This is a genomic window from Psychrilyobacter sp. (genome assembly GCF_049671765.1).
Classification (GTDB): Bacteria; Fusobacteriota; Fusobacteriia; order Fusobacteriales; family Fusobacteriaceae; genus Psychrilyobacter.
In genome coordinates, this window is the sequence record NZ_JBATVM010000332.1 from 1 (window position 1) to 12,569 (window position 12,569).

At 27.8% G+C, this 12,569-nt stretch carries 16 protein-coding genes; all 16 read left to right on the top strand.

The genetic code is table 11. The annotated features are described in order from the left end of the window. Positions 1-235: helix-turn-helix domain-containing protein (locus WBG30_RS15290; RefSeq protein ID WP_424505514.1), on the top strand; the 235-nt coding region annotated here is incomplete at its 5' end. Positions 236-526: 291 nt separating this feature from the next. Beyond that, entirely contained in the window at positions 527-1,237 is a 711-nt protein-coding gene (locus tag WBG30_RS15295) for an XRE family transcriptional regulator (protein ID WP_424505515.1), read from the top strand. Positions 1,238-1,418: 181 nt separating this feature from the next. Next, on the top strand, positions 1,419-1,724 hold the full coding sequence (locus tag WBG30_RS15300; protein WP_424505516.1) for a hypothetical protein: 306 nt from the start codon (positions 1,419-1,421) through the stop codon (positions 1,722-1,724). A gap of 74 nt (positions 1,725-1,798) precedes the next feature. Beyond that, positions 1,799-3,781 carry an N-6 DNA methylase gene (locus tag WBG30_RS15305; RefSeq protein ID WP_424505517.1) on the top strand — a complete coding sequence of 661 codons (1,983 nt, stop codon included), beginning with the start codon at positions 1,799-1,801 and terminating at the stop codon, positions 3,779-3,781. Between the two features lie 245 nt (positions 3,782-4,026). Beyond that, positions 4,027-5,211, top strand: a complete 1,185-nt coding sequence (locus WBG30_RS15310; RefSeq protein WP_424505529.1) for a restriction endonuclease subunit S — start codon at positions 4,027-4,029, stop codon at positions 5,209-5,211. Next, positions 5,171-5,419 (top strand): hypothetical protein, encoded by a 249-nt coding sequence (locus tag WBG30_RS15315; RefSeq protein ID WP_424505518.1) that lies wholly within the window; start codon positions 5,171-5,173, stop codon positions 5,417-5,419. The genes WBG30_RS15310 and WBG30_RS15315 overlap by 41 nt, the downstream gene beginning before the upstream one ends. Before the next feature lie 29 nt (positions 5,420-5,448). Then, positions 5,449-6,249 (top strand): TIR domain-containing protein, encoded by an 801-nt coding sequence (locus tag WBG30_RS15320; protein ID WP_424505519.1) that lies wholly within the window; start codon positions 5,449-5,451, stop codon positions 6,247-6,249. 100 nt (positions 6,250-6,349) lie between these two features. Next, complete coding sequence (locus tag WBG30_RS15325) at positions 6,350-6,820, top strand: hypothetical protein (RefSeq protein WP_424505520.1); 471 nt, start codon at positions 6,350-6,352, stop codon at positions 6,818-6,820. Positions 6,821-6,986: 166 nt separating this feature from the next. Continuing rightward, complete coding sequence (locus WBG30_RS15330; RefSeq protein ID WP_424505521.1) at positions 6,987-7,892, top strand: DUF5655 domain-containing protein; 906 nt, start codon at positions 6,987-6,989, stop codon at positions 7,890-7,892. A gap of 27 nt (positions 7,893-7,919) precedes the next feature. Next, a complete protein-coding gene (locus tag WBG30_RS15335) occupies positions 7,920-8,186 on the top strand; it encodes a hypothetical protein (protein ID WP_424505522.1) in 267 nt (88 codons plus the stop codon). A gap of 64 nt (positions 8,187-8,250) precedes the next feature. Then, a complete protein-coding gene (locus WBG30_RS15340; protein WP_424505523.1) occupies positions 8,251-8,853 on the top strand; it encodes a hypothetical protein in 603 nt (200 codons plus the stop codon). Between the two features lie 107 nt (positions 8,854-8,960). Further along, positions 8,961-9,131 (top strand): hypothetical protein, encoded by a 171-nt coding sequence (locus tag WBG30_RS15345; RefSeq protein WP_424505524.1) that lies wholly within the window; start codon positions 8,961-8,963, stop codon positions 9,129-9,131. Positions 9,132-9,166: 35 nt separating this feature from the next. After that, the gene (locus tag WBG30_RS15350) at positions 9,167-9,346 is read left to right on the top strand and encodes a hypothetical protein (protein ID WP_424505525.1); all 180 of its coding nucleotides are present in this window, start codon (positions 9,167-9,169) and stop codon (positions 9,344-9,346) included. A 154-nt stretch (positions 9,347-9,500) separates the two neighbouring features. Continuing rightward, positions 9,501-9,752, top strand: coding sequence for a hypothetical protein (locus WBG30_RS15355; protein ID WP_424505526.1), 252 nt, complete (start codon positions 9,501-9,503; stop codon positions 9,750-9,752). A gap of 97 nt (positions 9,753-9,849) precedes the next feature. Beyond that, positions 9,850-10,986, top strand: a complete 1,137-nt coding sequence (locus WBG30_RS15360) for a hypothetical protein (RefSeq protein ID WP_424505527.1) — start codon at positions 9,850-9,852, stop codon at positions 10,984-10,986. 131 nt (positions 10,987-11,117) lie between these two features. Next, positions 11,118-12,434 carry a DNA modification methylase gene (locus tag WBG30_RS15365; RefSeq protein ID WP_424505528.1) on the top strand — a complete coding sequence of 439 codons (1,317 nt, stop codon included), beginning with the start codon at positions 11,118-11,120 and terminating at the stop codon, positions 12,432-12,434. Positions 12,435-12,569: the final 135 nt, after the last annotated feature.

Consider the following 12,569-nt stretch of genomic DNA (forward strand, 5'->3'; position numbering starts at 1 on the left):
GGAGGTAGTGTTTATGAGTAAAATAAAAATTTATTTATCAGTTTTAATGGGGACAAAAAGAGTTAATTTTCAAAATGTCTCCGATGCAACAGGATTAAGTAGAACTACAATTTCAAATATGTATCATGAAAAAATTAAATCAGTTAATTTTGAAACTTTAGAAAAACTTTGCGATTATTTTGAATGCAATTTGTCAGAGCTAATTGAGTACATTCCAGAAAAAGACTCAGAATAATATTAGAAATAATAAATTTAAAGTCTCAATGGTACAGTTCAATAAGAGTTTCCAAGGCACGTATTGAACCATACTATTTAGAGTTTAAAAAATATTTTAAGAGTAGAATTTTCTGCTCTTTTTTTAATTAAATAATTTTATTTTATAATAAATATTTAATTAGCTTTTCAACTGTTGCCAATAGACTATTTATTATGTAGTATATTATCTTTTTAGCTTTAAAGCAACATTTTTTTTTATTTATCTTTCAAAAGTAGCTAAAAAGCTATAGAATGTAATCGGGGTGGTTTTATGAAATTAAATAATGACCAAATGGTTAAATTAGGAGAATTATTAAAAAATGGTCGTTCAAATAAAAATTTAACATTAGAGCAGGTAAAAATAAAATTAGATTATTTAAATCTAAAGATTAGCAAAAGTGATGTTCAGAGATTAGAAAATGGAGAGAGAAAGGTTCCAAATGCAATATTATTAAAAAGTCTATGTGAAATATATGACCTTGATGTAATTAAAACATTTAATGATATAGGATATTTAAGTATTCCATCAAATGTAAAAAAAATTAAATCGAAAGTAGCTACTGAAAAAACTACAGTTCCAATGTATGGAACAGCAAGTGCAGGTCCAGGGTATATAAACTTATCAGATATGATAGATGAGGAGTTTGTTATTCCAGCAGAAGACTATGCACCAGGAAGATTTGCAGTTAAAGTAGATGGAGATTCTATGATGAGAATAGGAGCAAAATCTATATTTGATGGTTCAGTTGCACTGGTAGATCCTTCGTTATGTGAAGATCCAAAAGGTTTAAATAAAAAAGTTTGCGTATTTACATACAATGAGGAGACTTTTATAAAACAATTATTAATAGATAATCAAAATATTATCCAATTAATATCATTTAATCCAGATGTTCCAGCGATAGTAATACTCCAAAGGGAAAATCTGATTTGTGATGGAAGAGTAATAAAAACATATCATGAGGAGACATGGTGTAAATAAAAAGATAAATTAAAAGGAGTGAATTATGGAAATAAAAGAACTAGAATCTTTAATGACTAGGACAAGAATACAAATTTTACCTATGAGTTCTACAGAAGAATTTAAAGAGTGGGATATAGAAGATTTACAAGAATATTTTTTTTAAGAAAGATTAAAAGAAAGAGAAATAGAAACTGAAAAGATGTTTTATAATTATGAAGGGCAAGGAATCGCACTCCCAGATGGAGAAAAAGCTCTTATATTATTTCAATTTAGAGCTAAAATTGTAGCTTGTGGAATCTTGGATAAAGTTATTAAAGATGTGTGGGAAAAAAAAGGAAGATATTTCTTTTCAAAGGGAACTATCAAAACATTTACTCCGATTACTAGTGAAGATTTAGAGGAAGTATTTTCTAGAAAAGTAGTATTTAATCAATCAAAGACTCTCTTAGATATAAATAAATTAGATATATTATTAGAATTGATAGAAGAAAAAAGTAATCTTTAATTAGATACTTCAAGTAATAAATAATACTATAAGAGTCAAAATGTATATAAATTAAAATTTAAAAGGAGTAAAAAATGAAAATAGATAAAATATTAAAAGATTCAAACTATAAACTAACACAATTTAAACCTGAATATATTGAAAGATTAGAAAGTTCAATTAAGATGAAGACTTTAAAAAATGGAGAATCACCATATATCATTTGTAAAGTAAGAAAAAAAGATATTAAATTGACTCCAGAAGAAATCGTAAGACAATTATTTTTAATTAAATTAAACGAAGAATATGGTTATCCTTATGATAGAATGCAAATAGAGTATATTGTACATTTTGGCAGAGAAAAGAAAAGAGCAGATATAGTAATCATGGATAAAAAACAGCCAACGGTTCCATACATTGTGATTGAAGTAAAAAAACCAAAATTAAAAGATGGGAAAGAACAATTAAAAAGCTATTGTAATTCTACTGGAGCGACAATAGCTATATGGAGTAATGGAGAACAAACTCTTTTTTATCATAGAAAAGATCCAAATTATTTTGAATCAATCCCTGATATTCCTGCATCTGATAAATCTTTGAAAGACGTATTAAAAGAGAAGTTTACCATTGAAGATTTAATAAAAAAAGATATATTAAAAACTCAAAGAATGAGTCTTAAAAATATTGTTCTTGATATGGAAGACGAAGTGTTAGCTAATGCTGGTGTAGATGTTTTTGAAGAAGTATTTAAATTGATTTTTATAAAATTGTTTGATGAATTAAAAAGTACTAGAGATAGAAAAAGAAACTTAGAATTTAGAAATTATGGTGAAAGTGATAGTGAATTAAAAGAAAAAATAGAAAATCTTTTTTCAAAAGCTAAAACAAAATGGGAAGGTATATTTAAAAATGATGAACAATTAGAACTTAGTCCTTCTCATTTAGCAGTTTGTGTGTCTTCATTACAAAATGTAAAACTATTTAATTCAAATCTTGACGTAATAGATGATGCTTTCGAATATTTAGTGAATAAAACTTCAAAAGGCGAGAAGGGTCAATATTTTACCCCTAGGTACGTAATTGATATGTGTGTAAAAATGCTCAATCCTCAAGAAGAAGAGTATATGATTGATAGTGCTGCTGGAAGTTGTGGTTTTCCTATTCATAATGTTTTTGAAGTTTGGAAAAAAATATATAAAGAACTAGGGATAAAAGAATCTCATTTATTTACAGCAGACGATAAGCATCCAAGGGCATTAGAATATGTAAAGGAAAAAGTATTTGGGATTGATTTTGATAAAAAAACTGTAAGAGTTGCAAGAATGTTAAATATTATAGCTGGAGATGGACACACTAACGTTTTAAATATGAATTCAATAGATTTTGATAGATGGGAAGAGACCGCGGAGGATAAAGAATGGCAAGATACTTATTTTGATGGGTGGAGAAAATTAAAAAAATTAAGAACTAAAAAAAATGAAAATAAAGAATTTGAATTTGATATTGTAATGGCAAACCCTCCATTTGCTGGGGACATAAAAGAGAGTAGAATACTATATAGATATGAATTAGGAAAGAAATCTACAGGGAAATATCAAACAAAAATTGGGAGAGATATTTTATTCATAGAAAGAAATCTTGATTTACTAAAAGCTGGCGGAAGAATGGCTGTAGTACTTCCCCAAGGAAGGTTTAATAATTCTAGTGATAAAAATATAAGAGATTATATAGCGGACAAATGTAGGATTTTAGGAGTAGTAGGGTTAGACGGAAACGTATTCAAACCACATACAGGGACTAAAACATCAGTATTGTTAGTGCAAAAATGGGATGATAAATTATGTCCCAAGACAGAAGATTATAATGTTTTCTTTGCGACTATGGGAAAACAAAGTAAAGATAATAGTGGTGAAAAAATTTATGTGAAAAATGAAGACGGAACTAACAAATTAGATCTTCATGACCATCTAATAGTAGACCATGATCTATTTAATCATGATGGACTTACACAAGATGGAATAGCAGAAGCTTTTAATGAATTTGCCAAAAAGGAGAATTTAAGCTTTTCGGGAAAGTAGAAAGTCCATTTGATAAAGAAAAGTATAAATTTTTATTAGATGGACTGGAAGTTGTAGAAATTAAAATTAGCAATTTAAATAATGAATTTAGGATAGATGCAGAATATTTCAAAAAAGAAATATTAAAATATGAAAATGAATTATTAGATTATAAATATTTAGCGGACTTAGGAAATTTTTTAATAGGACCTTTTGGTTCGACTGTTACGACAAATAATTATGTAAATGATACGAATAATTATTATATTAGAGGCCTCGATGTTGGGAAGTTTTTTCTTAAGGAACCAGAAGCTAAGATAGGAACAGTACAATTCAATAAATTAAAACACTACCATGTTAAACATGAAGATATTTTCATTACTGTCGTTGGAACAATAGGAAAAGTTGCTATAATTACAGATGAAAATATAAAAGCAATTTTTAGTTGTAAAAGTACCATTTTAAGAAGTAAAATTAATCCATACTATTTAACAACTTTTTTTAATACTAAAATTGGGCATAAACTCTTAGTGAGAGGAAAAAGGGGTGCTATACAAGAAGGTTTGAATTTAACTGATTTAAAAGAAATTAAAATTCCAATTGTAAGTGATGATTTTCAAATGAAAATAGAGAAGATAGTGAAAATTTCACTAAAAAAATTAAAAAACAGTGAAATGCTGTATAAACACGCTGAAGAAATTCTTTTAGAAGAGCTTGATTTATCAGATTTTAAACCATCACAAGAAAACATTGCTATAAAAACTTTTAGTGAAAGTTTTGGAATAAGTGGGCGGTTAGATGGTGAGTATTATCAACCTAAATATGAAGATATCTTAGAAAAAATAAAAAAAATAGATTATGATAAATTAATAAATTTAGTAAATATTAATAAATCGATAGAACCTGGAAGTGATGTTTATCAAGATGCAGGTATCCCATTCGTTAGAGTTTCAAATTTAACAAAAAATGGGATTTCAAATCCAGATATTCATTTACCTAAAAATTTATTTGTAAGTAATCAGTTAGAAAAGTTACAACCTAAAAAAAATACTATTTTACTGTCAAAAGATGGAACTATCGGTATAGCTTATAATATAAAAGACGAAACTAATATAGTTACTTCTGGAGCAATACTTCATTTAACTATAAAAAGAGAAGATGTTCTTCCTGAATACTTAACATTAGTATTAAATAGTTTGCTTGTAAAAATGCAAAGTGAAAGAGATGCCGGAGGATCTATAATTAAACATTGGAAGCCTTCAGAAATTGCTGAAATTTTAATTCCAATCCTAGAAAATCCTATCCAAATTCAAATAGAAGAAAAAATAAAAGAATCATTTGTATTAAAAGAAAAATCTCAACATCTTTTAGAAATTTCTAAAAAAGCTGTAGAAATAGCTATAGAAAAAGATGAAGAAAAGGCCGTGGAGTACATTAATAGACAAATTTAAGCAATATAGAAGTTTTATAGATATTGATTATTCTATATATTTTACAAAGACATATTTTACATTTAATGCTTATTTTAAAAATAAATGTCCAACAAATAACGGTAGAGATAGAATTAAGAATATAAAAGATGAAATTGATGTCAAACAAAAATTTAAAGATTTGGTTCTTACTGATATTAGTTTTAAAATACTGATTAAAAATGGATAAATAAGTTCGATAGTAGGAGGGATAAAATAGTGAAAACTATAGATTATTTAAAAAATGACTTTGAAAAAATTGAGTACTTTATAAATTTATTAATTTCTTATTCGACAGGAGGAACAGCTTCAGATAATGAATATATAGATTTAAGAAATTATTTTTTGAGAAGCTCAAAACTTAAAGATAGTATGCCAAGTTGGGTAAGAGTCAATAAAAATTTAAAAACATATTGGGAATTTATTAAGTATGAATTTCCTACTTATGCTGAAAGAAGAAAATTTTTAAGAAATGAATTTAGGGAAATACAAAATTCACTTGAATTTGAAGAAAGTATCCCTACCCCAAAAATAGAAAAACAAAAAACAAAAATCACTTCAGATCAAGATGTGAAAACTAAAGTTTTCATTGTCCACGGTAGAGATAATGAGACTAAATTAGAAGTAGCGAGATTCCTAGAAAAAATTGGATTAGAGGCTATTATATTACATGAGCAAGCGAGTACAGGTATGACAATTATAGAAAAGATTGAACATTATGTAAAAGAGGCTCATTATGGGATAGTTTTATACACACCATGTGACCAAGGAAGAGGACATCATGAAAAAGGCAAGACAAGAGCTAAAGACAGAGCACGTCAAAACGTTGTTTTTGAACATGGATATTTAATGGCAAAGTTAGGACGCGAAAATGTCCATGCTTTAGTAAAAGGAGAGATTGAAACCCCAAATGATATAAGTGGATTAGTCTACTCATCGTTAAATAATGGACATTGGCAACAAGCAGTTTGTACAGAATTGAAAGCTTGTGGTTATAAGATAGATATGGATAATCTTTAAATTTGTAGCTTCAGAGTTTTATACTGGTAGTATTCATTCTGGAAGAATAGCAACACCTTGATAATAAAATTAAAGATACTAATAAAAATAGGAGTAAGTGATGAATTTAATAGAAATGGAACATTTAATGACGAGAACTAGAATACAAATTTTACCAATGAGCAATAAAAAAGAATTTAAAAATTGGACTCCAGAAAGACTACAAGATGAATTTTTTGGAGATAGAATGAATGAAAGAGAAGAAATAACTGAGAAAATTTTTTATAACTATGAAGGAACTAAAATTGCTCTTCCAGATGGAGAGAAAGCTTTGATATTATTTCAGTTTGAATCTTCAATTGTAGCTTGTGGGGTTTTAGAGAGAGTTATTGAAGATGAATATGAAAAGAAAGGAAGATACTTCTTTTCAGAGGGAACAATCAAAACATTTGCTCCAATTTCAGAGGAAAAAATAAAAAAGATTTACAATACATTTAAAAAATTTGGAAATGTAAAAACAATTTTAGATAGTGGGAAGTTAGATGAAGAAAAATTAAAAAAATTGTGGATATTAATGGAGAAAAGAAAATAAAGTATGTTTAAAGTTTGTATAAATAACAAAAATCCTATTTTAGACCATTTTGTTGAAGTCAACAAAATAGTAAAACTATAATATCTAGACGAAAGGTTAAAGAATGTGTTCTAAAATATATCGATGAACATTATATTTTAAGTAGATAATAACAAAAGGAGACCTTATGCCATTATTTAACCAAGAAAATGGAGTTCTTAATGTAGTAAAACAAAAGAATTTTCCATTAGAAAGAGAACTTCAACAATTAGTTGAAAATAATTTAGAAGAAATATTTAATTGTAAATTTGTATCTTCAGAATTTTATACTGGAAGTATTCATTCAGGAAGGATAGATACTATAGCTATATCGGAAGATAATAATCCTGTTATCATTGAGTACAAAAAAGAAGAATCTTCAAGTCTTCTTAATCAATCATTATATTACCTTTCTTGGTTAGAAGACCATAAAGGAGATTTTCAAATGGCTGTTAACAAACAGCTTGGATACATAGATATTGATTGGAGTAATATAAGAGTTATTTGTATTGCCCCAGGATATAAAAAATATGATCTTCATGCTGTAAAAGTTATGAATAAATCAATAGAACTATGGAAATATAAAAACTTTGAAAACGGAATGTTTAATCTTGAGGAGATATTTATTAATAAAGAAAATAATAAATGTAAAGATAAAGTAGTTCGTATAGAGGAAAAAGAAAAAGAAACTCCTATTTGGACATATGAACGAATTGCAAATAAACTAGGAACTACTTCTTTAAAAGAACTTTTAGAAGAAATAAGAGACTATACAATTGATCTCAGTGGAGAAGTAGAAGAAGCACCTAAAAAGTTATATATTGCATATAAGATAGCTAAAAACTTTGTTTGCATAGAGTGTTATAAAAAACAGATAGTATTAATGTTAAAATTAACAAGTAAAGAGTTAGAAAAGTATAAGGAAGTTGGAAGGGACGTAACTAATATAGGTCATTATGGTACTGGAAACTTTCAATTAAGTATAACAGAAATGAATGATTTAGAAATAGTAAAGGAATTAATTAAAATCTCTTTTGAGAATGTAGGTGGGTAATTATTTAAAAAATGTGGAGGAATATAAATGGTAGATAGATTAGCTATAAAAACCGTTATGAAGGCTTTAGACAATGGTGAAATTTCAACAGAGGAACTACTTTCAGAAAATTTTTTTAAAGAATATTCGACTCTCAGGTCAATGGAGGAGTTTGAGGCAAAAGCTAATGTTAAGCTCGGTAAAGGGGTGACCCAAGAAAAACATTTAGAAAATTTAATTAAAACTTATACTAAGTTTAAAAATCTTGAAGATATGAAGAATAAAGCTATTGAATTTTATGCTCAAAATAAATAAAAAATTAAACTTTTTTTACTTGTATTGCGTCAAAAAAAATAACATTAAGAAGGAGTGATGCGTAGTGAAAAAAATATTAACAATTTTATTGAGTTTAGCGTTAGCTACATCTATATTGGCAGCTGATTTTAGAGGAACTGATTGGGGAGATGGATATAAAACTATCCAAAAAAATGAAAAGTCCAAAAAAATTACAAAGAAAGAAAACACTGAAAATTACAAAAATTATCAGTGGAATCAAGAAATTTATAGTTTAAAAACTGACCTTAAATCCGCTGGGACATTTGAAGTAAAGTACACTTTATTAAAAGATAAGTTGATAAAAGGAAGTTATTCACAGGAAATTAAAAATGGAGATTTTAAAAACTATAATAAAGTTATGAAAATTCTAAATAAAAAATATGGTGATAGTCAAAATAGATATCAAACTTCATTCTATGAATCTAATGGAAAAAAAGAAGTTAAAAACAATAAAATAGTTTTGAGTTGGTACGAAAATGATACTAAAATTGATTTAGAATTAGTAAACAATACAGAGTTTCATGTAAATTATTATACTCAAGACAAAGAGTTACTTAAATTTATTAAAGAGACTGGCTTAGAAAAACAAAGAAAAGCAGAAAAAGAATTGATGAAAGATAGCGAGTACATAGAGAAATTTTTATAAATCAATGATTAAAGATCTAAAGTAATTTTTTTGCTTTAGATCTTTTTTTAAAATTAATTATTGCTAATTAGCTTTTTTTAGTGTAATATAATTTATGAGGTGAAATTATGAGCGAACATATGAAAAAAATAAAAAAACAATTAATTGATAAAGATATTACTTTTACTAAACTTGTTGCCCTCTCTAAATTTAAATCAGCCTGGGGATTAAGAAAAGCTATTAATAGAGGAAGTTTAAAAACACTATCTGAAATTAAAGAAATATTAAATAGAATGTAGTTAATAAGCATTTAATATTAAATTTAGGAGGTAAAATGTCTGAATTGAAAGATAATAAAAAAGAAATAAGATGTGAAAATTGTAATCGAAAATTAGCTACCATAGAAAATAATTACTTTATGATAAAAGGTAAAACAAATTATTACTCCAATGGTATTGAATCAACCATTATATGCTCCAATTGTAATTCAGAAAATAAATTTAAAATAAAATAGATGATATTCGAGGTCTGGAACCCATTATCGATGATTTAGTATGTATTTTACTAGATTGTCTTTAATGGGTTCTTTTTTTAGGGAAATAGTCAATTAACGGGAGACTATTTAAATATTGAGATGGTGGGAACTCAACTACCCAACAGGGGGAAATATGAATTGGAAAAAGGAAAGAGAATTAAGGCAAAATCAAATGAAAGTACTGGAAGACAAAAGAAAGGAGATTGCCAAGAGTGGGTGGCTGGCTATGAATAAAATGGAAAAAGAGCAGTTAAGAAAACTCATAAATTTTAATTGGGACAAAATGCCTAATTACGCTAAAGCTAAAATAACTAAAGATAGTTATATCCAATTTGAAACTCAAGAACATTGTGTAAAGTTTGCTGAGAAAATAAAGAAAAATTAGATTATATATTTTTAAAGATATTGCAATGAGGTGGGCCTCCTAAAACAAATCACTATTGCAATATCTCTATGAATACATAAGTTAAGAAGGAGGGGATATGATAGGGCTAGACAGAGCTTCTATATGGGTATTAGTCGATGCTCATATTGAGTTAATAGACATAGGAATACGAAAAAAGTACCGTCATATCCTAGGCAGAAAAATATTAGGAGATACACAAAACTATTCCATAGGAAAAGAAAATATAAATGAAATCAAGGTTATAGGTCATTTAAACAAAACTTCTACTGTAAAAATAGATTTTTCCTATCCTAGAAGTAATGCACCAACTAACTTATATCCACTAACATCAGAGGTAGAAAAGAAAATTGTAGATAATAAGATCTTGAATTTAATTAAAGAAATATCCCTAGATAATGAAATCACTATTCATGATTTATTTTATGATTATTTTGAACTAGCTATCCAGGAGTATATAGGCTCATTCTATAAGTTTAATAATTTGATTATGATCTTTTATAAGGCCTTATCTAGGGAATATGATAGTAAAGATAGCCTAGTTTATTCAAACTACAAAACAACTATGGATAGATTTTATTCTACAGGTTTTATATTTAAGATCATGACTGGATGGCAGCTCAAACTATATTCAAAAGCACATGAACATAATAAGAAAAATTTAGAAAAGCAAAAAGGTGCATTGATTAAATTAGAGCATAAGATAACCCAATCTATAATCAAGAAAGTATGTCAGACAATTAGTGTCAATGATCTCACTATAAGAGATATATCAAATTCAGTAAAAAAACATATTGGAGAGAAACTATTTAAATTAATAGTAAATGAGTTATCCAGGAACGATGAGATTCTAGAAAAGAAATTTTCTAATTTTGATTCTAGGGAACTATCTAATTTAGTTAGAGATTTTGAAGAATGGATCTATGATGAAAAGATAATAAATTCGATCATAACTCGAAATTCCAAAAAATCTAGAGCACAGATAGAAAGATACAGAAAAGCAATAAAAATAGCATTGAGAGAAAGCCAAATAAGAAGTTCACCATATCGAGAAAATTTTGGAAACATCGAAAGATTATCACTATTTATAAATAAATTACTCTTAATTGAGTGTGAAGTTAAATGTAGTTACAAGAAACATTTAACTTTTAATCAGCTTAAAAACCATCATAAACATGAGGGGTTTTTGGAAGAAAAAAAAGTAACATCTCAATAAAAATAGTATCTAGAAGAGTTTGCCTCGCGTAGTAATAAGTAAAAAGCACCTAAGTCCTTAAAGTGGATTTAATATTTAAAAGATTTTAGATGAGATCAGTAACGACATTTTACGAAAATGGAGGGAATATCATGAACCAAATCATTGTAAATATATCAAAGATAAGCATAGGTTACACTTCGAGAGTATGTACAGATGCCCAGGTAAAGCTATATAAGAATTTAATTAAAACTTATAACCAGTATATCCCATTAGTCATTGATAAGAACAATGTAGTTGTAGGAGAACCAGCTAGGTATGTAGCATTAGTAGAATTAGGAATTCAAGAGATTAATTGCTATCGAATAGAAAATTTATCTGAAGAGGATATACAAATAATCAGAATAGGAGAATCTAGAGCAGCTGAATTAGGTGAGTGGGATTTTGAAAAACTATATGAAGAACTAAACTCATTAGGAGATAAATCATATCTAACTGGATTTGACACTGAAGAAGTACAAAAGTTAATCGAAGAAGAGCTAGAAAGTTCAGAAAACGTAGAAGAGATAGATTCGCCGGAAATAGAAGAACAGAAAGAACCTTTTTCAAAACATGGTGATATATGGCTATTAGGCAGACATAAAGTTCTTTGTGGAGACTCTACATCAAAAGAAGATGCAAAAAGATTAATGGATGGTCATAAAGCTAGGCTATGTATAACTGATCCACCATATAACATAAATTATGAATCAGATGATGGAAAGAAGATAATCAATGACAATATGAGTTCAACAGATTTCTATAGTTTCCTATTGGGATTTTATAAGAATATGCATAAGTACCTGGAACCAGGAGGAGCATATTATATATTCCATGCTGACATAGAGACAGAAGCATTTAGAGGAGCATTAAAAGAAGCTAACCTAAAGATATCTCAATGTCTCATATGGGTTAAGAATGGATTTAATCTATCAAGGCAAGACTACAACTGGAGACATGAGCCAATACTCTATGGATGGAAAGAAGGAGCAGCACACTATTTTATTAAAGACTACACACAAGATACAGTACTAGAGGTACCTGGAACTCTTAATAGCATGGGTAAAAAAGAACTAAGAGAACACATTGTAGAAATGACAAAGCTATTAGAGCAACACTCAACAGTTATTAGAGAGGATAAACCAATAAGAAATGATGTTCATCCTACAATGAAACCTCTTAAACTATTAGCTAGATTAATTTTAAACAATACTAAGCCAGGAGATCTAGTTGTAGATTGGTTTGGAGGAAGTGGAAGTACTCTCATGAGTTGCGATCAGATAGATAGAACAGCATACCTAATGGAATTTGATCCAAAGTATGTAGATGTAGAAGTAAAGAGATATGCAATGGCTAAAGAAGATATAACACTAATTAGAGATGGTCAAGAGTATTCTTGGAATGAAGTTAAAGAAAACTTTCAGGAGTAATTATGGTGAGAAAGAAGATAGACAAATTAACGAAGAATCAATTAGCAGCACTCGAATTGTATGTACAGCTTACTGCAAACAAGTTTGGAAAGACTAAGAAATCAAGATATGAAGAGATTGCAAGAAGAATAAAGT